The sequence below is a fragment of the Roseateles flavus genome, assembly GCF_039872765.1.
Classification (GTDB): domain Bacteria; phylum Pseudomonadota; class Gammaproteobacteria; order Burkholderiales; family Burkholderiaceae_C; genus Roseateles_B; species Roseateles_B flavus.
Genome location: NZ_JBDPZC010000014.1, coordinates 1 through 21,771, shown reverse-complemented (window position 1 = coordinate 21,771; position 21,771 = coordinate 1). Strand labels below are relative to the sequence as shown.

General features: G+C 69.1%; 24 protein-coding genes. 12 read left to right on the top strand and 12 right to left on the bottom strand.

From position 1 onward, the window contains the following. Positions 1 to 110 precede the first annotated feature (110 nt). Positions 111 to 2,411: a putative bifunctional diguanylate cyclase/phosphodiesterase gene (locus ABDJ40_RS21900; RefSeq protein WP_347612873.1), complete on the top strand. Its 2,301-nt coding sequence runs from the start codon at positions 111 to 113 to the stop codon at positions 2,409 to 2,411. Between the two features lie 14 nt (positions 2,412 to 2,425). Here the strand turns inward: ABDJ40_RS21900 and ABDJ40_RS21895 are convergent, their stop codons facing one another. Further along, entirely contained in the window at positions 2,426 to 3,340 is a 915-nt protein-coding gene (locus tag ABDJ40_RS21895; RefSeq protein ID WP_347612871.1) for a LysR substrate-binding domain-containing protein, read from the bottom strand. A 121-nt stretch (positions 3,341 to 3,461) separates the two neighbouring features. Between ABDJ40_RS21895 and ABDJ40_RS21890 the strand changes: the two genes are divergently transcribed. After that, positions 3,462 to 4,466 (top strand): aldo/keto reductase, encoded by a 1,005-nt coding sequence (locus ABDJ40_RS21890; protein WP_347612869.1) that lies wholly within the window; start codon positions 3,462 to 3,464, stop codon positions 4,464 to 4,466. A gap of 3 nt (positions 4,467 to 4,469) precedes the next feature. Here ABDJ40_RS21890 and asd read toward each other — a convergent pair whose 3' ends face one another. Further along, entirely contained in the window at positions 4,470 to 5,312 is an 843-nt protein-coding gene (gene asd, locus ABDJ40_RS21885) for an archaetidylserine decarboxylase (RefSeq protein WP_347612867.1), read from the bottom strand. 246 nt (positions 5,313 to 5,558) lie between these two features. On the opposite strand from asd, the gene ABDJ40_RS21880 reads away from it, so the two are divergent. Beyond that, on the top strand, positions 5,559 to 7,814 hold the full coding sequence (locus ABDJ40_RS21880; protein ID WP_347612866.1) for an aminotransferase class V-fold PLP-dependent enzyme: 2,256 nt from the start codon (positions 5,559 to 5,561) through the stop codon (positions 7,812 to 7,814). A 7-nt stretch (positions 7,815 to 7,821) separates the two neighbouring features. Here ABDJ40_RS21880 and ABDJ40_RS21875 read toward each other — a convergent pair whose 3' ends face one another. The 6 genes from ABDJ40_RS21875 to ABDJ40_RS21850 all read right to left on the bottom strand — a co-directional run bounded on the left by ABDJ40_RS21875 (position 7,822) and on the right by ABDJ40_RS21850 (position 10,425). Then, positions 7,822 to 8,205, bottom strand: coding sequence for a VOC family protein (locus ABDJ40_RS21875; RefSeq protein ID WP_269630692.1), 384 nt, complete (start codon positions 8,203 to 8,205; stop codon positions 7,822 to 7,824). Between the two features lie 65 nt (positions 8,206 to 8,270). Further along, positions 8,271 to 8,702 carry an SRPBCC family protein gene (locus tag ABDJ40_RS21870; protein WP_347612864.1) on the bottom strand — a complete coding sequence of 144 codons (432 nt, stop codon included), beginning with the start codon at positions 8,700 to 8,702 and terminating at the stop codon, positions 8,271 to 8,273. Further along, positions 8,699 to 9,238: a metal-dependent hydrolase gene (locus ABDJ40_RS21865; RefSeq protein WP_347612862.1), complete on the bottom strand. Its 540-nt coding sequence runs from the start codon at positions 9,236 to 9,238 to the stop codon at positions 8,699 to 8,701. Before ABDJ40_RS21865 ends, ABDJ40_RS21870 begins: the two co-directional genes overlap by 4 nt. Before the next feature lie 6 nt (positions 9,239 to 9,244). Beyond that, positions 9,245 to 9,604 (bottom strand): hypothetical protein, encoded by a 360-nt coding sequence (locus ABDJ40_RS21860; protein WP_347612860.1) that lies wholly within the window; start codon positions 9,602 to 9,604, stop codon positions 9,245 to 9,247. A gap of 66 nt (positions 9,605 to 9,670) precedes the next feature. Further along, entirely contained in the window at positions 9,671 to 9,976 is a 306-nt protein-coding gene (locus ABDJ40_RS21855; protein WP_347612857.1) for an NIPSNAP family protein, read from the bottom strand. A gap of 71 nt (positions 9,977 to 10,047) precedes the next feature. Beyond that, complete coding sequence (locus ABDJ40_RS21850) at positions 10,048 to 10,425, bottom strand: hypothetical protein (protein WP_347612856.1); 378 nt, start codon at positions 10,423 to 10,425, stop codon at positions 10,048 to 10,050. A gap of 380 nt (positions 10,426 to 10,805) precedes the next feature. Between ABDJ40_RS21850 and ABDJ40_RS21845 the strand changes: the two genes are divergently transcribed. Further along, entirely contained in the window at positions 10,806 to 11,912 is a 1,107-nt protein-coding gene (locus ABDJ40_RS21845) for a 6-carboxytetrahydropterin synthase (RefSeq protein WP_347612854.1), read from the top strand. 10 nt (positions 11,913 to 11,922) lie between these two features. Beyond that, the gene (queE, locus tag ABDJ40_RS21840; protein ID WP_347612853.1) at positions 11,923 to 12,570 is read left to right on the top strand and encodes a 7-carboxy-7-deazaguanine synthase; all 648 of its coding nucleotides are present in this window, start codon (positions 11,923 to 11,925) and stop codon (positions 12,568 to 12,570) included. A gap of 191 nt (positions 12,571 to 12,761) precedes the next feature. Here the strand turns inward: queE and ABDJ40_RS21835 are convergent, their stop codons facing one another. Beyond that, entirely contained in the window at positions 12,762 to 14,090 is a 1,329-nt protein-coding gene (locus tag ABDJ40_RS21835) for a dicarboxylate/amino acid:cation symporter (RefSeq protein WP_183102479.1), read from the bottom strand. Between the two features lie 439 nt (positions 14,091 to 14,529). Between ABDJ40_RS21835 and ABDJ40_RS21830 the strand changes: the two genes are divergently transcribed. The 6 genes from ABDJ40_RS21830 to ABDJ40_RS21805 all read left to right on the top strand — a co-directional run bounded on the left by ABDJ40_RS21830 (position 14,530) and on the right by ABDJ40_RS21805 (position 18,234). Next, entirely contained in the window at positions 14,530 to 14,856 is a 327-nt protein-coding gene (locus ABDJ40_RS21830; RefSeq protein ID WP_347613005.1) for a nucleotide pyrophosphohydrolase, read from the top strand. Positions 14,857 to 14,888: 32 nt separating this feature from the next. Continuing rightward, positions 14,889 to 15,560, top strand: a complete 672-nt coding sequence (locus ABDJ40_RS21825) for a 3'-5' exonuclease (RefSeq protein WP_347612850.1) — start codon at positions 14,889 to 14,891, stop codon at positions 15,558 to 15,560. Positions 15,561 to 15,715: 155 nt separating this feature from the next. After that, positions 15,716 to 16,234: a GNAT family N-acetyltransferase gene (locus ABDJ40_RS21820; RefSeq protein WP_183102481.1), complete on the top strand. Its 519-nt coding sequence runs from the start codon at positions 15,716 to 15,718 to the stop codon at positions 16,232 to 16,234. Between the two features lie 469 nt (positions 16,235 to 16,703). Continuing rightward, positions 16,704 to 17,456, top strand: coding sequence for a hypothetical protein (locus tag ABDJ40_RS21815; protein ID WP_347612849.1), 753 nt, complete (start codon positions 16,704 to 16,706; stop codon positions 17,454 to 17,456). Continuing rightward, positions 17,453 to 17,971 (top strand): hypothetical protein, encoded by a 519-nt coding sequence (locus ABDJ40_RS21810; RefSeq protein ID WP_347612846.1) that lies wholly within the window; start codon positions 17,453 to 17,455, stop codon positions 17,969 to 17,971. Before ABDJ40_RS21815 ends, ABDJ40_RS21810 begins: the two co-directional genes overlap by 4 nt. Positions 17,972 to 18,015: 44 nt before the next feature. Beyond that, positions 18,016 to 18,234: a hypothetical protein gene (locus tag ABDJ40_RS21805; protein WP_347612844.1), complete on the top strand. Its 219-nt coding sequence runs from the start codon at positions 18,016 to 18,018 to the stop codon at positions 18,232 to 18,234. A gap of 56 nt (positions 18,235 to 18,290) precedes the next feature. Here ABDJ40_RS21805 and phbB read toward each other — a convergent pair whose 3' ends face one another. Next, on the bottom strand, positions 18,291 to 19,016 hold the full coding sequence (gene phbB / locus ABDJ40_RS21800) for an acetoacetyl-CoA reductase (RefSeq protein WP_347612841.1): 726 nt from the start codon (positions 19,014 to 19,016) through the stop codon (positions 18,291 to 18,293). Between the two features lie 314 nt (positions 19,017 to 19,330). Then, positions 19,331 to 20,374 (bottom strand): hypothetical protein, encoded by a 1,044-nt coding sequence (locus ABDJ40_RS21795; RefSeq protein ID WP_347612839.1) that lies wholly within the window; start codon positions 20,372 to 20,374, stop codon positions 19,331 to 19,333. Between the two features lie 150 nt (positions 20,375 to 20,524). On the opposite strand from ABDJ40_RS21795, the gene ABDJ40_RS21790 reads away from it, so the two are divergent. Further along, the gene (locus ABDJ40_RS21790) at positions 20,525 to 21,520 is read left to right on the top strand and encodes a helix-turn-helix transcriptional regulator (protein WP_347612837.1); all 996 of its coding nucleotides are present in this window, start codon (positions 20,525 to 20,527) and stop codon (positions 21,518 to 21,520) included. An 85-nt stretch (positions 21,521 to 21,605) separates the two neighbouring features. On the opposite strand, the gene ABDJ40_RS21785 is transcribed toward ABDJ40_RS21790, so the two are convergent. Next, positions 21,606 to 21,771: integrase core domain-containing protein (locus ABDJ40_RS21785; protein ID WP_347613004.1), on the bottom strand; the 166-nt coding region annotated here is incomplete at its 5' end.

The following is a 21,771-nucleotide window of genomic DNA, read 5'->3' as shown; positions in this document are numbered from 1 at the left end:
TGGCACCCTGCCGCAACAGTTCCCTCAACCATGGGGTTCAGGCGTCGTTGCAAACGGTAGCATCCGACAGAACCGCCTCGGCCGCCCCGGGGCACAGGGAGCCCGCGCCAATGAATCTGCTGGTGCTGCTGAGTTCGTTCCTGGAGCTGATGCTGGGCGTCACCCTGATCGCCCTGTGGCGCCTCAACCCGCGCCACGAGCATGTGCTGCTGTGGGGTCGTAGCGCGGTGCTGCTGGGCATGGGCCTGGCGCTGGGCGTGGGCATGGCGCCGGTGGTGAGCCCCGGACCTTCACTGGACCTGCTGGCCGGGCTGGCCGCGGCCGCTGTGATGACCTCGCTGTACCAGCTGATGAAGGGTAGCGCGCTGTACCGCCGACGCCCCTGGTCCGGCCGCTTCTGGGCCGGGCTGCTGCTGGTGATGAGCGTGGGCATCGCCGTCCTCGCGCAGCAGCACAAGCCCTGGGCCGTGGCCTTCGCCGCCACCGTGCTGTGCCTGGGCAATCTGCGCTGCGCGGCCTGGATAGGCTGGACGCCGCGCCCCGCCGAGCGCGTCATGACCCTGCTCTTCGTGGCCTCGGCCGCCGTGCATGCCAGCGGGCCGCTGCTGCATCCGCTGAGCCAGTCCGCCGTCACCCATGCCAGCGGCCTGATCGTCCAGACCCTGCTGAGCCTGACGCTGATCATCGTCGCCGCGGCGGGCGCGCAGAAGGAAGCCCGCGACCAGGCCCTGCGCTTCTCGCGCCTGGCCGAGCATTCGCTGCAGGGCCTGGCGGTGATGCGCGAGCACCGGCTGCTTTACGCCAACCCGGCCGCGCTGCAGATGTTCGGCTTCCCCGGCCTGGCGCAGGCCCGCCAGAGCGACGTGCTGCAGGAGCTGGTCCTGCCCGGGGAGGCCCAGTCCTCGCAGGCCAGGCATGCCCGCGTGCTGGCCGACCCCGAAGCCCGCATCGAGTGGGAAGGTCCGCGCCTCAGCCAGGACGGGCGCCCGCTCTACCTGCGCGGACTCTCCAGCCAGCTGGTCTGGGACGGCGCCCCGGCCGAGCTGATCGTGATGCTGGACGAGACCGCGCGCCACGAGGCCCTGGAAGCCCTGCGCCGCCAGGCCCACTTCGACGAGCTGACCGGCCTGCCCAACCGCAACCACGCCGTCGAGGCCCTGGGCCGGCTGACCGCGGCGGGCACGCCCCTGCTGCTGGTGTCGGCCGATGTCGACCGCTTCCAGCTGATCAACGAGACCCTGGGCCCCGAGTTCGGCGACCGCCTGCTGCACGCCCTGGGTCAGCGCCTGCTGGAGCACATGCGGCAGTGCGCGCTGCCCTCCAGCGTCAGCCGCCTGGGCGAGGACCAGTTCCTGGTGCTGGTCGAGGGCCTGGAGCAGCCCTCGGAGGCCGAGGCCCTGGCCCGGCGCCTGCTGGAGGCCACGCGCCAGCCGCTCAGGCTGGACGAGCAGGAGCTGACCGTGCATCTGTCGGTGGGCCTGGCCCTGTCGCCGCGCGATGGCAGCGATGCCGCAACCCTGCTGCGCGCGGCCGAGTCCGCCATGCACCGCGCCAAGCAGATCCCCGGCAGCGCCCACGCCCTCTTCGATCCGGCCCTGGACCGCCGCGCCAGCTCCATGCTGCAGGCCGAGCAGCTGCTGGACAAGGCCCTGCGCGCCCGCGAGTTCCAGCTGGTCTACCAGCCCAAGTTCCGCTGCGGCAGCCGGCGGCTCAGCGGCTTCGAGGCCCTGGTGCGATGGCAGCGGCCGGACGGCCAGCGCATCAGCCCCGCGGACTTCATCCCCGCGGCCGAGCGCACCGGCCAGATCCTGCCTCTGGGCGAGCTGATCATCGACATGGCTTTGCTGCAGCTGCAAAGCTGGCACGAGCAGGGTCAGGTCTTGCCTGTGGCCATCAATGTCTCGCCGGTGCAGTTCACCCAGCCCCGCTTTGCGGACCGGCTGCTGGAGCGGCTGGCCCGCAGCGGCCTGCCGCGCGGCCTGCTGGAGATCGAGATCACCGAGACGGCCGCCATGACGCAGCTGGACGAGGTGCTGCGCCAGCTGGAGCAGCTCGGCGCGGCGGGCGTGCCCTGCGCCATGGACGACTTCGGCACCGGCCAGTCCTCGCTGACCATGCTGCGCAAGCTGCCCATCCGCACGCTGAAGCTGGACCGCAGCATGGTCGAGCCCCTGCCGCGCCCCGAGGCCGCCGCCATCGTCGAGGCCACCTGCGCCCTGGGCCGCAGCCTGAACCTGGAGATCGTGGCCGAAGGGGTGGAGACCGAAGAGCAGGCCGACGCCCTGGAGCGCCTGGGCGCCACCCATCTGCAGGGCTATCTGCTGGGCCGGCCGCTGGAGCCCGCGGCCGCGACGGCCCTGCTGCAGTCCAGCGGCAAGGACCGCCCGCGGCACAGCCCGGCCCTGCACTGAGGCCGCGGCCCTCCTCAGGACCGCGGTGCCGTCTCGCGCACCAGCTCGATCAGGGCACGCAAGGCAGGGCTGGCCTGGCGCCGCCCCGGGTAGTAGAGCTCCACCGCCGTGCCGGGCGGGCACCACTCGGGCAGCAGGCATTGCAGACGGCCCTGGGCCAGGGCCTCGCGGGCGAGCTGCTCGTAGACATAGGCCAGGCCCGCCCCCTCCAGCGCGGCCGCCAGCACCACGGCCTGGTCGTCAACGGTCAGGGGCCCGGGAGGCATGAAGTGCCGTGTCTCGCGGCCCTGCCGGAACTCCCATTCGAACAGCGCGCCGCTGGCAAAGCGCTGGCGGATGCCGGGCCAGCGGGCCAGGTCCTGTGGCTGCCGGGGCGGCGGGGCCGTGGCGATCAGCTCCGGGCGGCCCACCACCACGAAACGCTGCGGCGCGCTGAGGGGCAGGGCCACCATGCCCTGGGGCAGGCGCTCGCTGAAGCGCACGCCGGCGTCGAAGCCGGCGGCCACGATGTCCACCAGGGCATCGTCGGTGCTGAGCTCCAGCTGCACCCCGGGATGGCGGCGGCAGTAGGCGGCCAGCAACGGCCCCATCATCAGCCGGGCCACGCTGCGCGGCACCGAGAGCCGCAGCCGGCCCTGCAGGCCGCCCGGGGCCAGGGCGGAGGGGGTCAGGTCTTGCCAGGCCTGGTCCAGGCGGCCCAGGGCCTCGCGGGCGGCGGCGCACAGGCGCTCACCGGCCTCGGTGAGCCGCACGCTGCGGGTGCTGCGCAGGAGCAGGGGCTGGCCCAGCCGGGCCTCCAGGCGCTTGATGGCCTGGCTCAGGGCCGAGGGACTGAGTCCCAGCTGCAGGGCCGCCCGGCGAAAGCCCGGGGCATCGGCCACGGCCAGCAGCAGGCGGATCTGGCCGAGGTCCGGGGTGGCGGTGTTCATCGCCTGATTGTTCATCAGGACTGCACAGGCCGTGAAGCACTGCGTGGATTGTCTGAACAATGGCTGGTGGAGAAGATGCCGGCATTCCTTCTTCAACACCTCATCTGCAAAGGATCACCCCATGACATGGCTTCGCCCCCTCGCCGGATTCCAGCTGCCCGCCATGGGCCTGGGTTGCATGGGCATGAGCGAGTTCTACGGCCCCAGCGACGACGAGCAGTCGCTGCACACCCTGCGCGCGGCCTACGACCGCGGCGTGCGCCACTTCGACACGGCCGACACCTACGGCTCGGGCCACAACGAGACCCTGCTGGGCCGCTTCCTGGCCGGCCTGGCACCCGGCGAACGAGCCGGCGTCTGCGTGGCCACCAAGTTCGGCATCCGCCGCACACCGGGCACCTACGAGCGCAACATCGACAACTCGCCGGACTACGTGACGAGCGCCTGCGAAGCCAGCCTGCGCCGGCTGGGGCTGGAGTGCCTGCCGCTGTTCTACGTGCACCGCCGCGACCCGGCCGTGCCCATCGAGGCGCTGATGGCGTCCCTCGTGGCCCTCAAGACGGCCGGCAAGATTGCCGCCATCGGCCTGTCCGAGGTCTCGGCGGACACCCTGCGCCGTGCCCACGCCGTGCACCCGGTGGCGGCACTGCAGAACGAATACTCGCTGTGGGAGCGTGGCGCAGAAGCGGAAATGCTGCCCCTGTGCCAGGCCCTGGGCGTGGCCTTTGTGGCCTACAGCCCCCTGGGCCGGGCCTTGCTGAGCGCCGAGTTGCCGCCCACCGAGCAGCTGGACGCGAAGGACTTCCGCCGCCAGCTGCCGCGCTTCAGCGGCGAAGCAGGCGCTCACAACCGTGCGCTGGTGGCCGAGTTTTCAACCCTGGCCGAGGGCTGGCAGATGAAGCCGGCGCAGCTGGCTCTGGCCTGGATCCTGAGCCGCCAGCCCCATGCCCATGTGATCCCCGGCATGCGCCGCGAGACCCATCTGCAGGCCAACTGGGACGGCGCGCGCCGCACGCTGGACGCCGGTCAGCTGGCCCGGCTCGACGCCCTGTTCGCGCCCGAGGCCGTGCAGGGCGCCCGCTACACGCCGCAAGGCTACGTGGGCATCGAGTCCCCGCAGCGTTGAACCTCAGTCGGCCATCACCTCGCCCAGGCGCACCGGGCCGGCCGGCAGCCAGGCGGGGTTGAACTTCAGCGGGCCCTTGGGGAAGAGCATCACCACCGTGGAGCCCAGCAGGAAACGGCCCATCTCGGCGCCCTGGGCCAGCTCGATGCGCTGGTCTTCGTAGCGCCACTCGCGCACCTGGCCGGGCCGGGGCGGATTGACCACGCCATGCCAGACCGTGGCCATGGAGCCGACGATGGTCGCCCCCACCAGCACCATCACGAAGCGCTCGCCGTCGGGGCGCTCGAACTCGCACACCACCCGCTCGTTGCGGGCGAAGAGGCCGGGCACGCCGCGAGCCGTCACCGGATTCACCGAGAACAGATCGCCCGGCACATGGATCATGCGCAGCAGGCGGCCGGCGCAGGGCATGTGGATGCGGTGGTAGTCCTTGGGGCTCAGGTAGACGTTGGCGAAGTGGCCGTCCTCGTAGCGCGCGGCCAGGGCGGCGTCGCCGCCCACCAGGGCCGTGGTGCTGAAGTGGTGGCCCTTGGCCTGGAAGATCTGGTCGCGCTCGATGCGTCCGAACTGGCTGATCGCGCCGTCCACCGGGCAGAGCAGGTCCGCCACCGCCAGCGGTCGGGCCCCCGGACGCAGGGCCCGGGTGAAGAACTCGTTGAAGGTCGGATAGGCCGCCGGGTCCGGATTGGCGGCCTCGGCCATGTTCACGCCGTAGCGCCGGATAAAGCGGCGGATCACCGCGGTGGTCAGCCCCCCCCATCGTGCGTTGGCCGCCCGGCCGGCCAGGGAGGTCAGGGCCTGCTTGGGCAGCAGGTACTGGAACAGGATGGCAAGGCGGTCGGACACAGCGGATTCCGGTGAAGGTGGCAGGGGAGTATGAACCTGCTCGCGCGCCGCAATGCAAGGGCGGGGCAGGGTCGGCGGCAGGGGCGGGCCGGATTGTAGGAGCGCTCGTCGCCCGGCCGCGGCCCCTTGGGGAGCCCTCTCCAGGACCGTGCCGAGACCCTGCCGGCAACTGACCCATGTCAAGCCGGCCGCGCTTCGCGGAGAATCGGTGCCCATCGCCTCCGGCCCCGCCTTGCTCACGTGCCCATGGAAATCTATCTCGACGCCAACGCCACCACGCCCGTCCTGCCCCAGGCCCGTGCCGCCGCCCTGGCTGCCATGAGTGAGGATTTCGGCAATCCCAGCAGCATCCACAGCACGGGCCTCAAGGCGCGCGCGCTGATGGACGCCGTGCGGGCCCGTGCCCAGCGCCTGCTGGGCGCCGGGGCTGGCCAGCTGCTCTTCACCAGCGGCGCCACCGAGGGCATCCAGACCGCGGTGCTGTCGGCCCTGCGTGCCTTGCGCGCCCGGCGTGACGCGGGCGAGTCCATCGGCAGCCTGCTGCTGTACGGCGCGACCGAGCACAAGGCCGTGCCCGAGGCGCTCAAGCACTGGAACGAGCTGCTGGGCCTGGGCCTGGAGGTGCGCGCCATCCCCGTGGGCCGCGACGGCCGCCACGACCTCGCCTGGCTGGCCCTGCAGGCGCCGCGCGCCGGCCTGGTCTGCACCATGGCCGCCAACAACGAGACCGGCGTGGTGAGCGACCTCGACGGCATCGAGCAGGCCCTGGGTGCCAGCCGGACCTTCTGGATGGTGGACGGCGTGCAGGGCCTGGGCAAGCTGGAGATGCGCCTGGCCAGCCGCCGCATCGACTACGCGCCCTTCAGCGGCCACAAGCTCTACGCGCCCAAGGGCATCGGCCTGCTCTATGTGCGCGAGGGCGCGCCGGTGACGCCCCTGCTGGCCGGCGGCGGCCAGGAAGGCGCCCTGCGCTCCGGCACCGAGAACATGAGCGGCATCGCCGCCCTGGGCGCAGTGCTGGCGGCCCTGGAAGACGGCCAGACCTTCCGCGACGCAGCCACACTCGCCCGCTACCGCGATCGCCTGGCCGAGACGCTGCAGGCCGCCTTCCCCGGGCTGGTCTTCAATGCCCCGCTGGACCTCAGCCTGCCGACCACCCTCAACTTCGCCGTGCCCGGCCTCAGCTCCAAGCTGCTGCTGGACCTGTTCGACGCGGCCGACGTGCGCGTCAGCGGCGGCTCCGCCTGCAGCGCGGCCAAGGCCCAGCCCAGCTTCGTGCTGCAGGCCATGGGACTGCCCGAGTGGCAGACAGCCGCGGCGGTGCGCCTGTCCTTCGGCCCGGCCGTGGACGAGCAGTTGATCGCCGAGGCTTGCGCCCGCATCCGCGCCTGTGGCGAGTCCCTGCGCGAGAGCTGTCTCACCGGGACCGTGGCCCAGGAGGGCACGCCGCTGACCCCCATCACCCGCTATGTGGTGGACGGCGCCTGCTGCTGGCTGCTGGCTGATCCGGCGAGCCGCACTGCCATCGTCATCGACCCCCTGCCCGAGCTGAACGAACGCCTGGAACGCCTGCTGCGCTGCCAGGACTACCGCCTGCTGGCCGTGCTGGACACCCACAGCCACGGCGACCATGCCTCCTCCGGCCAGGCCCTGCGCGAGGCCCTGCCGGACCGGCTGCTGCATGCCGAGGTCGACGCCCTGGGCTGGCCGCTGGGGCTCGACGCACTGCCCCTGGGCGAGCAGACCCTGCGCCGCCTGGCCCTGCCCGGGCACACGGCGGACTCCACCGCCTATCTGCTGGGCCAGGGCACGCAGGTGCGCGTGGCCTTTGTCGGCGACACCGTCATGCCCGGCGCCCTGGGCCGCACGGACTTCCCGGTCAGCGAACCCCTGGCCCTGCGCGATTCCCTGCGCCGCCTGGCCGATGCCCTGCAGCCCGGCACCCTGCTGGCCCCGGGCCATGACTACGAGAACCGCTTCGCCACCACCCTGGGCACCGAGGCCGCCCACCAGCCCCTGCTGGCCGGCGCCCTCAACGGCAGCCTGGACGCCCTGGGCCTGGCCAGCGCCAAGGCCGAGTTCGAGCGCGGCCTGGGCCTGACCGAGTACCAGACCATGGCCTGCGGCGCCCGCGTCTGCAGCGGGCCCGAGGCCGCGCCGGAGCTCGACGCCCGGGGCCTGCGCCAGCTGCTTCGCCAGCATCCCGAGGCCCTGCTGGTGGATGTGCGCGAGCCCTACGAGCAGCGCCTGAGCCTGCTGCCCGAGCTGGGCGAGGTGCGGCTGCAGGCGGTGCCGCTGTCGGTGCTGGTCGACCAGCTGCCGCAGTGGCTGGCCCTGCCGGCCGAGACGCCGGTGGTCTTCTTCTGCCGCAGCGGCAACCGCAGCGAGCAGGCCGCCCGCGCCCTGCGCCGCCTGGGCCACGAGGCCGCCTACACCCTGGCCGGCGGCCTGGCCCTGTGGCCGCAGTGCGAGCCGGGGCTGGAGGCGGCGCTGTACGTCTGAGTGTGCTTCAACGCCCCGCCGGCGGCTCCCACAGCTCCACCTTGTTGCCCTCCGGGTCCACCACCCAGCCGAACTTGCCGTACTCGGACTCGTCGACCTTGTCGTCGACCTGACAGCCCTCGGCCCGCAAGGCAGCCAGCAGGGCGTGCAGGTCGGCCACGCGCAGATTCAGCATGAAGGGCGCGGCGCTGGGAGCGAAGTAGCCGCTGTCGGCGGCGAAGGGGCTCCAGATGGTGGTGCCCTCGGTGCCGGCGGGATCGTCGGCCCAGCGGAATACCACGCCGCCCCAGGGCTCCACCTTCATGCCCAGGTGGCGTTCATACCAGGCCGCCAGGGCCTTGGGGTCCTGGGCCTTGAAGAAGAGGCCACCGAGGCCGGTCACTCGTTTCATCGCGAAGCTCCTTGGCAGGGTCAGGGTGGCGTGGCCGCTGGGCTCACGCGGGAATCGGCCGGTCCCTAGGCAGGCTCGGCACCGGACGCCAGCTCGGCGGCCAGGCGGTCCAGGTTCTGTTCATTGGCCGGCTCGACGATGGCGCGCACCGCCGTCGCCACCTGGGGATCGTCAAAGACCTGCAGCCAGTCCACCAGCGTGCCCTGGCCCTGGGGTTGCAGGCCGATGCTCAGCTCGAATAAGGGCGCGCAGACATGGCGCAGCTTCACCAGGTCGGGCGCGATGTGCAGGAACGCCGACTCATTCGGATAGTCCCGCCCGTCGGGGCCGTGCATGGTGAACTGCCAGCGCCCGCCGACGCGGAAGTCGAAATGCTGGAAGCTGTTGCGAAAGCCCGCCGGGCCCCACCAGCGCGCCAGGCGTGCAGGGTCGGCGATCGCAGCGAAGACCTGCGCGGGCGTGGCTGGGATCAGGCGTTGGTGATGGAACGATGTCATTGTGAGGTCCTCGAAGCACGCCGGCGCCAGCACCAGCCGGACAGGCCCAGCAGGGCGGCCGGCGCCCAGATCCAGCGCAGTTCACTGAGTATCACCGCGCCGCCCTGCGACGTGAAGAAGCGGCGCAGGCTCAGGGGCGAGGCCTCGATGGGGCGCTCGGGCCACCACAGGCGCTCCTCGCTGAAGGGCCACCACAGCGCCACGCCATGACCGCCGTTGGTGGCCATGTCCAGCAGGCCATGCGAGGCCGCGCAGACAGCGGCGAAGAGCGCGGCGGCCCAGCGCCCGCAGCGCAACCCGGGTGCCACCCCTGCCGCGAGCAGTCCCGTCAAGGCAGCACTCAGCAGGGAATGACTGGCCCCTCGATGGCCCAGGCCGGACTCGTAGGCGATGCCCAGGCGAAGGCCCAGCGCATCGGCATCCGGCAGGATGGCCGCCACGATGCCCAGGGCCAGCAGCCGGGGTGGCACGCGGGCCGGCCCCAGGGCCAGGGCAAGCGCCAGGGGCACCGCGGGGTGGGAGAGCGCGGAAGGCATCGCGCCTCAACGCCACCAGATGTACAGGATCAGCAGATCCAATGCACCCCAGGCGCCGGTGCGTTTGGGAGGAGGAACAGGCAGCGGTGGCCTCGCCTGCAGGGGACGCCGATGCACATCCCAGGCCCGCAGCAGCAGCCAGACCGCCAGGCCGGCGATCCAGGGTGTGGCCGAGTGCAGCGCCAGGGCCGCCATGCCCGCGCACAAGGCCAGCAGGACCGCGAGCACGAGCCAGCCGTCCGCGGGCGCCGCATGCATCCAGCAGCTGGACTGGCAGGCGGGGCACGACAGGGGCCTGCGAGCCAGGGCCCGCCATTTGTCACGCCAGCGGAAGACGTCGTGGTGGCAGCGGGGGCAGGGGTACATGGTGGCGATGTTAGTGCGTGCCGCGGCCGTCGACGACTGAATGCCCGGCGCCCCGCCGAGCAAGCGTCAGGCCAGCACCGGCCTGAAGAAGGACCGCTCGTAGCTGCGGATGCAGCGCGTCTCCTGAGCATGGCGGAAGGCCGCCTGGCAGCCGGGATCGTCCGCGGACTTCAGACGGTACTGCTCGTAGGCCGCCAGGCTGGGAAAGGAGAACAGGGCCAGGGCGACGTCATTGGCGCCCTCGCCGGGCAGGAAATAGCCGTGGTGCTGGCCGCCGAACTGCTGGACCAGCGGGATCCACAGCTTCGCATAGTGCTCGAACTCGGGAAGCTTGGCAGGGTCAAGGAGGTATCGGACGTGGCAGGTGATCAAGCGCTCTTCTCCAAGGTGTGGAATTTCAGTTTCGGAGGCCGGCATGCTTGGAGCAACAGCCATCAGCCCCCTCAGGAAGCCCAGCAGTAGCGCACCAGCCCCAGGCTCAGCGCCATCAGATAGCCGTAGGCGAAGCGATCCATGCGCAACACGCGCAGCCCCCTCTTCGCCCGCCACTGCCCCATCCAGCCCATGGTCGCGCCCACGGCGAAAGGTGTGAGCAGAAGGTTGAGCACCCGCAGGCTCGGCTGCTGCACCAGCTGATGCGGCACCAGCCACAGACTCAGGCCGCCCAGCAGGGCGCCCAGCAACAGGTAGCCCGAACAGCTCACCCAGGGCGAGGGCTCGGCGCGGAAGGGCGCCAGCAGCGCACGGCCGCCAAACTCGAGGACCAGGGCCAGCAGGAATTCACCCACCAGCTCCACGGCCAGTTCCGCCAGCCATTCCATGCCTTCAAGTCCCTTCTTGTGCAGCCACGGGCGGCACGATGCCCGGGCACGGCGGGCGGGTCAAGGCACAAGGCTGTGGACAATTCTTGAACAAGCCAGCGCTTATCCACAGGCCGGACCGGATTGGGGAAGTTGTTGTCGAAACGCGCGGATGCAATCCCGGGTGGCGCGCACAGGCTTTTTGGCGATGCAAGTGCTTGTCGCAAAAGGGCTTTGCGCACTTGTCCACAGAATCTGCCGTCCTCTACTACTCCTACCAGATAAAGATCTTTAACTACTGTTGTTGAAAGACGGGACGTGAAAAAATCGGGGATTGGCCTTCGGGCGGACCTCAAGACCGCTTCCGGCCCGCTTCTTGCCACCTTGCTGGCACCTTCCTGATGAACACCACCTCGCTCTTCTGCGCCTCGGCGGGCTTTGAGTCCGCCTGCCGCATCCCGGCACTGCCGGCCTCGCACCGCGCCCATGGCCTGCATGGCCACAGCTACTTCGCCACCGTGCGGGCCGATCTGCCCGCCGGCTGGGCGCCCTTCCCGGGCGGCGAGGTGGAAGCGCTGCGCGAGCGCCTGGCCGCCTGCGTGGCGCCCCTGGATCACGGCCTGCTGAACGAACAGATCGACAACCCCACGGACGAGAACATCGCCCGCTGGATCCGCCAGCGCCTGGCCACGGAGTTCGGCGTGCCGGGCATCCAGCAGGTGGGCATCCAGAGCACCACGCATTCGGGCGTGGACCTGGATGTCTCCGGCAAGGCCCATGTCTGGCGCCGCTACCGCTTCCAGGCGGCTCACCAGCTGCCCAATGTGCCCCTGGGCCACAAGTGCGGTCGCATGCACGGCCATGGCTTCGAGGTCATCCTGCATGCCAACCAGGACCTGGGCGAGCGCGACCTCAGCATCGACTACGACCACCTCGACGAGATCTGGGCCCCCTTCCATGCCCAGCTCAACTACCACTGCCTCAACGAGATCGAGGGCCTGCACAACCCGACCAGCGAGGTGATCTCCGCCTGGCTGTGGGACCGCATCCGCCCACAGCTGCCCGAGCTGTCGTGGGTGACGGTCTACGAGACGGGTTCGAGCGGCGCCAACTTCGATGGCGCGAACTACCGCATCTGGAAGGAGATGACCCTGGACAGCGCCGTGCAGCTCAAGCGCGCGCCGGACGGCCATCCGCAGCGCGGCATCCATGGCCACACCTTCACACTGCGTCTGCATCTCTCTGCGCCGCTGGACGCGGTGATGGGCTGGACCGTGGACTTCGGCGACGTGAAGACGCTGTTCAACCCGCTGTTCAAGGCCCTGGACCACCACCCCCTGCACGAGATCCCCTCGCTGGCCGACAGCGACACCGCCTCCCTGGCCGCCTGGATCCTGCGCGAGGGGTGCCAGGTCTTGCCCCAGATCGATCGCGTGGACCTCTACGAGACCCGGGGCTCGGGCGCGCTGGTGAGCGCCGCCGCGGCCGATGAACTCATTCCCGTCTGAGGCCGCCGCGATGACTTACGCCGTCAAGGAACGCTTCTACACCCTGCAGGGCGAGGGCGCGCAAGCTGGTCGCCCGGCCGTGTTCTGCCGCTTCGCGGGCTGCAACCTCTGGAGTGGCCGCGAACAGGACCGCGCCAGCGCCGTCTGCAATTTCTGCGACACCGATTTCGTGGGCACCGACGGTGAGGGCGGCGGCAAGTTCGCCACCGCTGCCGATCTGGCCGATGCCATCGACAACCTCTGGCCGCGTGACGCGCAAGGCCGCCGCCTGGGCCGCCCCTACGTGGTGTGCACCGGGGGCGAGCCCCTGCTGCAGCTTGACACGCCGCTGATCGAGGCCTTGCATGCGCGCGGCTTCGAGATCGCCGTCGAGACCAACGGCACGCAGCCCGCCCCGGAAGGCCTGGACTGGATCTGCGTGAGCCCCAAGGCCGATGCCGAGATCGTGCTCACGAAGGGCCACGAGCTGAAGCTGGTCTACCCGCAGCCGCTGGCCATGCCCGAGCGCTTCGAGCAGCTGGACTTCCAGCACTTCTTCCTGCAGCCCCTCGATTCCCTCCTGCAGAAGCAGCACACGCGCGAGGCGGTGGCTTACTGCATGAGCCACCCGCAGTGGCGGCTGTCCGTGCAGATGCACAAGGTCGTAGGAATCGCCTGAACCAAAAAGCCCCGGACCGTTGGCCGGGGCTTTTGCTTTGTGCCTGCGCTCCGTGCCGCATGAGCCGGGCAGAAGGACGGTGCGATTGCGCAGGTAAAGGAGGAGCCGTCGCCTGGAAGGCAGCGACGGGGGACACGGAGCAATCGTGCCGGCCTTCTGCCCGGCGATCGCTCGATCTCCCCAGGCTGTCATCATGCCGACAGGTGCGCCGTCTTCTGGTCCAGCACCGCCTCGGGAGACTCGGCTTCCTGCTCGGTCTCGGCATTGAGACGCGCCTGCAGCTGCGCCGTGTCCAGGTCACCCGTCCACTTGGCGACCACCACCGTGGCCACGCCGTTGCCGATCAGGTTGGTCAGCGCGCGGGCCTCGCTCATGAAGCGGTCGATCCCGAGGATCAGCGCCAGGCCGGCCACGGGCACGCCGCCCACCGCCGAGAGCGTGGCTGCCAGCACGATGAAGCCCGAGCCCGTCACGCCGGCCGCGCCCTTGGAGGTCAGCAGCAGCACGGCCAGCAGGGTCAGCTGCTGCGTGAGGCTCATGGGCGTGTTGGTGGCCTGCGCGATGAAGACCGCGGCCATGGTCAGGTAGATCGAGGTGCCATCCAGGTTGAAGGAATAGCCCGTGGGGATGACCAGGCCGACGGTGGACTTCTTGGCGCCCAGGTTTTCCATCTTCGCCATCATGCGCGGCAGCACCGATTCCGACGAGGACGTGCCCAGCACGATCAGCAGCTCCTCCTTGATGTACTTGATGAACTTCAGGATGGAGAAGCCATGTGCGCGGGCGATGCTGCCCAGCACGATGAAGATGAAGAGCAGGCAGGTCAGGTAGAAGCTGCCCATCAGCTTGGCCAGCTGCACCAGGGAGCCCAGGCCGTACTTGCCGATGGTGAAGGCCATGGCGCCGAAGGCACCCACGGGGGCCAGCTTCATGATGTAGCCCACGATCACGAAGAGCACGTGCGAGCTCTTCTCGATGAAGTCGAACACCAGGGTGCCGCGGCCGCCGAAGCGGTGCAGGGCGAAGCCGAAGAGCACGGCCACCAGCAGCACCTGCAGCATCTCACCCTTGGCGAAGGCGTCGAACATGCTGCTGGGGATGATGGCCAGCAGGAACTCGGTGGTGTTCTGCATCTTGCCCGGGCCCGTGTAGGCGGCGATGCCCTTGGTGTCCAGGTGGGCCGGGTCCACGTTCATGCCCACTCCTGGCTGGAACACGTTCACCACGACGAGGCCGATGACCAGCGCCAGCGTCGAGACGATCTCGAAGTACAGCAGGGCCAGGCCGCCGGTCTTGCCGACCTTCTTCATGTCCTCCATGCCCGCAATGCCCACCACCACCGTGCAGAAGATGATGGGCGCGATCAGCATCTTGATCAGCTTGATGAAGCCGTCGCCCAGGGGCTTCATGGCCGCGCCGGTTTCAGGCGCGAAATGGCCCAGGCAGACACCCACGAGGATCGCGAGGATCACCTGCAGGTACAGGGACTTGTAGAAGGGGGGTTTGGACACGGTCGCCATTGCAGCACCTCGTGAATCGGGTTGATGCGCTCATGGTGCGCCCGGAATTCGCACAAATCTGTACGTGGAATTGCAGATTTGAGGGGCCCTAGCGCAGCCAGCCGGCCGCTGTAAAGGCACAAGGCTGTGGACAAGTTTTGAGCAAGGCGGTGCTTGTGCACAGGGCAGGGTGGAGTCGCTGGACTTGTTGTCAAACCGTCCGCCCGAAAACCGGGGCTTCAACCACACAGTTGTCTAGTTCACAAGCTGTTGATTCATCAATGAAAAATTGACTTATCCACAGAAACAGGTGCCCTCTACTAAGACTACGAATTAAAGATTTCTTCTTTGTCTTGTTGATATCAACCCGGCAAAAAATCCTGCGCTGTTGCTCGGCGTTCCTTGAAGTCCCTGCCGGGCTTGGCGCAGCCGAAGCCAGCGGGCACACTCGCGGCCCATGATGAACATTGCCGACCTCCAGGCCCGCCTGCGCGCCTTTGCCGCCGAGCGCCGCTGGGAGCCCTACCAGACGCCCAAGAACCTGGCCATGGCCATGGTGGTGGAGGCCGCCGAGCTGGTGGAGATCTTCCAGTGGAAGACGGCCGAGGAGTCCCTGGCCCTGGACGAAGCCACGCGGGTGCATCTGGGCGAGGAGATTGCCGACGTGATGCTCTACCTGCTGCAGATCGCCGACCATTGCCAGGTCGACATGGCTGCGGCGGTGGAACGCAAGCTGGCCCTCAATGCGAAGAAGTACCCGCCCCTGGCATCCGGCTCAGGCGATTGAAGGCAGCGTTGTTTGTGAATGGAATCCTGGGCGTGAGCGAGACCGTCGCCGTCATTGACTTCGAGACTTCGGGCCTGGGCCCGGCCAACGGCGGTCGCGCCACCGAGATCGCCGCCGTGCTGGTGCGGGGTGGCTGCATCGTCGGCGAGTACCAGAGCCTCATGCACACCGGTGTGCACGTGCCGCCCTTCATCGAGCAGCTGACTGGCATCAGCAACGAGATGCTGGAAGGCGCGCCGCCGGCCGACCAGGTGATGCGCGAGGTGGCCGAGTTCACCCGCGGCTGCCCCATGGTGGCGCACAACGCCGGCTTTGACCGCGGCTTCTGGCAATTCGAGATGCGCAAGGCCGAGGTCGATCCGGATCCGGCCCACGAGTTTGCCTGCACCGTGCTGCTGGCCCGCCGTCTGTACCCGGAGGCGCCGTCCTGCAAGCTGGGCCAGCTCGCTCGCTGGCACGAGCTGCCGGACATGGGTCGCGCCCACCGGGCCCTGGCCGATGCCAAGACCACCGCCCATCTGCTGATCCGCATGGAGCGCGACATCGAGCGGCAGTTCGAGCTGGAACTGGGGCTGGCCCCTGTACGCCACGAGCTGCTGGCGCGGCTGCAGAAGGCCAACAAGACGGCCCTGAAGCGTTGCGTGAGCGACTACGCCAACGTCTGGCGCAAGCGTGCCCAGCAGGTGCTGCCGCTGCAGGCTTGACAGGCTCCAGGACCTCGGCCTCGCTGCGAAGCCCCATGGCTGCGGCCTTTGCGCCAAAACGCGCCTGAAAATATCGCCTTGTCAAGCGGCTCTATTTTGAGTTTTGCCCGCCACAATCCCGCCCTTCGTCTTTCATTTGCCGCTGGTTTCTTTGTATGTCGAGTATTCAGGTCCGTCCGGCCACGCTGCGTGACGCCAAGGCCATTGCTGAGATCCACGTCGCCGCTGCGCAGGACGCCTACAAGGATTTGCTGCCGGTGTCCGTGCTGGACAGCTGGTCCGTGCAGAAGCGCCAGGCCTTCTGGCGCGAAGCCATCGACCTGTGCGAGCCCCAGGTGATGGTCGCGCACATCGACAACGAGATGATGGGCTTTGTCGGCTTCGACCGCTCGCGTGACAAGGGCACGCCCTCCAGCACCGGCGAGATCTGGGCCCTCTATGTGGCGCCCAAGCACTGGGAGAAGGGCGTGGGCCTGGCCCTGTGGGACGCGGCCCGCGACGGTCTGCAGGAAGAAGGCTGCACCAAGGTCACGCTGTGGACCTATCTGCGCAATGAACGCGCCCTGCGCTTCTTCGAACTGGCCGGCTTCAAGCGCGAGCTCAACACCACCAAGACCACCGAAGTGGGCTCGGTGCGCCTGGAAGAGCTGCGCCTGCATCGCTCCCTGGTCTGAGACACTGTTCTGCAGCGCCTGCTCGTGAGAGCCGGTGTTGCAATGGATCGCCCCTCGTGGCGATGACATGCGCATCAAGCGCTGCGGCCCCTGTGCATGGATCCTCTGCCAGGCCGCCTGCACGGCCGGATCGCCGTGAGCCTCCGTGCCACCTAGCCTGAAGCCAGCATGCTGCGCTGGCGCCCCCTCTTCTTGCCCTCGTCCCTCGACTGAGCCCTGCCTCGCGGCAGGGTGTGATGCCGTCGTCACGATGGCTTGATGGCTTGACGGCTTGTGGGCCCAGGCCTTCGGTCGCCGCCTTCCGCATCCGCAGGCCGTCCCCGCATCCGCGTGCCTTCAGGGCGCTGGCTTGGGCCATCGTCGACGGCCATCCTTCCTCTTGCGCGGCTTCACCTCGCGCGCTGCTTCCTCGCATCGATGGTCCGCCGTGGCGGCAACGCCTGCCTTCGCGCGCCCGTTCAGCTGCAGCATGGCAATCATCCGGATTCGAGAGATCCCCGTGTTCATCGGCCCTGTCGGCTTGGTGGGTCGAACGAGTTCCTCGCAGGATCAGTGCGTGATCCAGGGTAAAGTAAGGGTTCCTTACTTTCAGAATTTCCAAAAAGTGCTCGCGAAGATTACCGCCAAGAATCAACTGACCTTGCCCAAGAGCGTGACCGAGCCCCTGGGGCCGGTGCAGTACTTCGACGTGCAGACCCGGGGCGGCCAGATCGTGCTGACCCCCGTGCGAATCCAGCGAGGTGATGCCCTGAGGGCCAAGCTGGCCGAACTGGCCCTCTCGCCAAAAACGCTGGAGGCCGCCCTGAGCTGGGCTGAAACGCAGATGGGGGCTGTCAAAACCATTGAGACCCCCAAAAAGGCAGCCGGCGCCAAGGCGGCAAAACCATTGAGTACCCCCGCCCCGAAAAAAGCGGTGGCCAAGAAGCCAGGGGTCAGGAAAACGCAGGCCACCACGGCCGCCAGAGCCGCCAAAAAGGCCGGCGCCAAAGTTGCCACCAAAGTTGCCACTGAGGCCGGCGCCAAAATCATCGAGACCCGCAAGAAGCCGGGCGCGGGCCTGCGTGCAAAACCATCGAGTGCCCGTCCGGCGGCTGCGGCGGTGGCCAAGCCCGTCCGCAAGACGGCTGCAAAACCATCGAGCAAGACCGCCAAGCCCGCAGCGGCCGCCAGTGCGCGCAGCCGGAGCCAGCGTGTCACGGCAGGCGCACGGCGCGTCGCATGAAGGCGGGCACCGCAAAGGCTGTGCAGGCGAAAGCAGGCAAGGAGCCGGCAGGCAAGGGCCGCACGGCGGCACGGTCACGCAAGACCCGACCCTCAGGCGTCGTGCTGGACACCGCCCTGCTGCTGCAGGTCCTGCTCCACAACGATGCCGAGGGCACGCTGCTGCGCCAGGCCTGGCAGGACGGGCGCCTGCCCCTGCTGGTGTGCGCGGAAACGGCCCGGCTGCTGATGCTGAGCCTGGCCGCACCGGTGCTCAAGCTCAAGCCCGCGCAGCAACAGGAGTTGCTGGCCGATGTGCTGCCCTATGCACAGGTCTGCAAGCCCCTGCAAGGGCGCGCCGCCGCCCGCCTGCCACAGGGGCCGCTGCTGGCCCTGAGTCTGGCCCTGGAGGCGGGTGCCGGCCTGCTGCTGAGCGAGTCGGTGGCCCTGCGCAACCATGTTGCGCGGCAGGCCGCACGCTACCCGGGCCTGCGTGTACGCACCCTGCGTGAATGGGTTGACGAATCGAGAACCTGAGCGCCGGTGCGGGCCGGGGCGATCTGATAGATTCACGCCCGCTTATGAGCAGCTATAACTTCGGATCCGCGGGAAGCATGTGGCGCGTGGTGTTCTATGAACGCCGCGCAAACCGCGTCCATGTGGACCGCACCGGGCCCTGGCTGCCAGACCGGCAACTCGCACGGAACTGGGCCCTGTGGTTCCAGGAGCGGGGCTATCACGTGGCCCTGCAGGACTCTGCCGGCACGCTGGAGCGCTTCAGCAAGGGATTGCCGGCCTGATTGCCGGGCTGAATGCCAGGATTGCCACCCCAGCCTCGCGACGCCCAGGCGCTCGCTCAGGCCATGTACTGGCCCCCATTGGCGCTGAGCGTCGCGCCGGTGATGAAGCTGGCTTCGTCGGCCACCAGGAAGCACACGCAGCGCGCGATCTCCTCCGGCGTGCCCAGGCGGCCCACCGGGATCTGCGGCAGGATCATGCTGCTCACCACCTCGGGTTTCATGGACTTGACCATGTCAGTGGCGATATAGCCGGGGCAGATCACGTTCACCGTGATGCCCTTGCTGGCGTTCTCCAGGGCCAGGGCCTTGCTGAAGCCGATTTCGCCGGCCTTGGCGGCCGAGTAGTTGGTCTGGCCCAGCTGGCCCTTCTGGGCGTTGATGGACGCGATGTTGACGATGCGTCCGAAGCTGCGCTCCCGCATGCCGTTGATCACCTGGCGGCTCATGTTGAAGAGCGAGTTCAGGTTGGTGTTGATCACCGCCTGCCACTGCGCCAGGGTCATCTTGTGCAGCATGCCGTCGCGGGTGATGCCGGCGTTGTTGACCAGCACGTCCACCGGCCCCAGCTGCGCCTCCACCTGGGCCACGCCGCGCTCGCAGGCTTCGTAGTCGGAGACATCCCAGCGGAAGACGGGGATGCCGCTCTGCGCATGGAAGGCCTCGGCGGCGGCTTCGTTGTCTGCATAGACGCTGGCCACGCGGTAACCCTGGTCCTTCAGGCCCAGGGCGATGGCGGCGCCGATGCCGCGGGTGCCGCCTGTCACGATGGCCACTCTTTGCATGTCTGATGTCTCCTGGTGTGATGCAAATGGCGCGTGCGCGCCAACGCCGCATCATTCGCGGGACGGCCTCGGGCGTCAACCGCTGCGGCCCCCCGGCATGAGGGCAGAAGGGGCGATGGCGGCGCATAAAAAACAGCCCCGCCGGGCATGCGCCGGGCGAGGCTGAGAAGGCAAGAGCGAGAGTATTGCTCCGTCTGGCACTGGCACGGAGCCGGTGAGTCGACGGCCGGCACTTTGCCAGCTTCGCATGACATGGGAATGACGCCGCGCAAGAAGCGGCGAGGGGAGGACGTTCCTGCGGACGCTCTCTGGACTCAGGCCAGCCCCCAGCCCTCGGTGGCCGCGGGCACTTCGTGCTGCTGCACATACACCGGGCACAGGCGCTTGGCGGCAGCACGCTGCACCAGCTGCTCGGCCTGCGCGGCCGTGAGGCGCAGCGCGAAGCGGGTCCAGCGGCGCTGCACCAGCGCGTGGCCCCAGGCGTCCTCCAGGGCCTGGCGGATGTCCTGCGGCGCCTGCAGCTGCTGCTGCTGGAGCACGCGCGGCACGAAGGCAAGCACGAAGCGGTTGAAGTCCGCCTGCAGGTCCGGCTGCGGCAGCAGGGCCTCCAGGCGCGCGAGGCGCTGGCTCCAGCCGGGCGTGGCGAACTGGCGGGTCACCAGGGCCTGCAGGGCCTGGATGGGGTTGAAGAGACGCAGTCGGTTGGGCGGCAGCACATGCAGGGGCAGGGCGGCGGCCTGCTCGTGCGGCAGGGGCGTCACGAAGCTGCTCAGCAGGGCCAGGCGTTGCCAGGCCTGCGCATCCAGCCCGCCCATCTGGCGGATCGGGCCCTGCTGCAGGCTCCGGGCTGCGGCCTGCAGTGCGGCGAAGTCCCGGTCACCCTTGGCGGCATTGGCCTGGCGGCTCATCATGGCCAGGTTGCCGGCGGCATAGCCGGCATCGTCGCGCACGCGGTCCAGGCTGCGTTGGCAGGGGTCGCCGGGGATGTCGTTGAGAGGCTGGCGGCTGATGGGGCAATGGCCGGTGTCCAGCTGCTGCAGGTAGTTGGGCGTGAGCAGAGTGGTCTCGAAGCTGCGGCCGCGGGCCCAGGCATGGGTGCGCAGTTGCAGCCAGCGCTGCGTGTGGCCGCCGGCCTTCAGCGTGCGGCGCCCGAAGGTGGCGTGGCCGGCCTGCCAGCCCTGGCGCAGGGGCGAGGCGCTGAAGAGGTGTTCCACCGCCGGCGTCAGGCCGTGGCGGGCGTGGTCCCAGCCGAGCTCGAAGCCGACCTGCTTGCCGGCGGGCAGGGCGGGCGCCTCGTCCATGGCCAGGTCAAGCTGGGCCGGGGCGGCGGGAAGGGTCGAAGCGCTGAGCTGGGCCATGGTCATCTCCTGCAAAGGTTGGGAGTGCTGGCCGCCACAAATCTGTCAGCGACCTTGTGGCACAGTGTGCGATGCAGGTAGCTCAAGGCATGAGCTACCTGCGCTTCGAGCGGAAACAGGGGAAAACCACGACAGGGAGGGCCGCTGGCCATGGATCGAACCGAGCGCTTCTACAAGATCGAAATGCTGATCCGCGCCCAGGAGTGCGTCAGCTTCGCGACGCTGCTGGAGGCGCTGGAGGTCTCGCCGGCCACGCTCAAGCGCGACCTGCAGTACCTGCGCGAGCGCATGGACGCTCCCATCGAGTACGACGCCCTGGACAACGGCTACCGCTTCAGCCAGGACTGGCGCGGCCAGAAGCACGAGCTGCCGGGCGTGTGGTTCAGCGAGAAGGAGCTGCATGCCCTGCTGACCATGAACCAGCTGCTGTCCAGCCTGGACGAGAACGGCCTGCTGACCCGCCACCTGCAGCCCATGCTGGACAAGCTCAGCGGCATGCTGGGCAGCGACGAGGCCGAGTCCCGCGAGCTGACGCGGCGGGTCAAGCTCATCTCCACCGCCCGGCGTCGGGTGCCCTCCGAGCATTTCGAGACCGTCGGCAGCGCCCTGGTGAAGCGCCAGCGCCTGCGCCTGTCCTATCGCAAGAGGGGGCGCGGTGGGCAGGCGGGGTCGCTGGGCGAGCGGGTGGTGTCACCGCAGCGCCTGGTCCACTACCGCAACACCTGGTACCTGGACGCCTGGTGCCACCAGAGCGAGGGCCTGCGGCGCTTTGCACTGGATGCGGTGGAGGCGGCCGAGGCCACGCCGGACAAGGCGCGCCCGGTCGCGGTGAAGCAGCTGGAGTCTGAGCTGGACCAGGGCTATGGCATCTTCGCGGGCGGGCGGCCGCAGCGGGCGTGCCTGGTCTTCAGTGCCGAAGCGGCGCAGTGGGTCTCCCGCGAGGAATGGCACCCTGCTCAGCGGAGCCGTTGGCTGGCGGACGGCCGCTGGGAGCTGGATGTGCCCTATGTGGACGCCACGGAGCTGCTGATGGACCTGCTGCGCCATGCCGGCGAGGTGGAGGTGGTGGCCCCCGCGGCCCTGGCCGAGGCCTACGAGGAACGCCTGCGACAGGCGCTTCAGCGTCTGCCGCGCAGCAGGAAGTAGAGGCACAGGGCCAGGCTCAGCAGGCCCACCGGGATCTGCAGGGTCAGCAGGGTGGACCACCCGCCGCTGTGCCGCTCCGACCAGCCTAGGTGTGAATCGTCAAGAGGTTGTTTCCTGACGAACTGAGTCTGGAGATGGGCGGCAGACCGCCGATGCCGCTATGCGGACGATGGCAGTTGTAGTGATGCTGCCACTGGGCCAAGGCCTCAGTGCGCTGGGCCGAGTTCTGATACGTCCAGCCATAGGCCCAT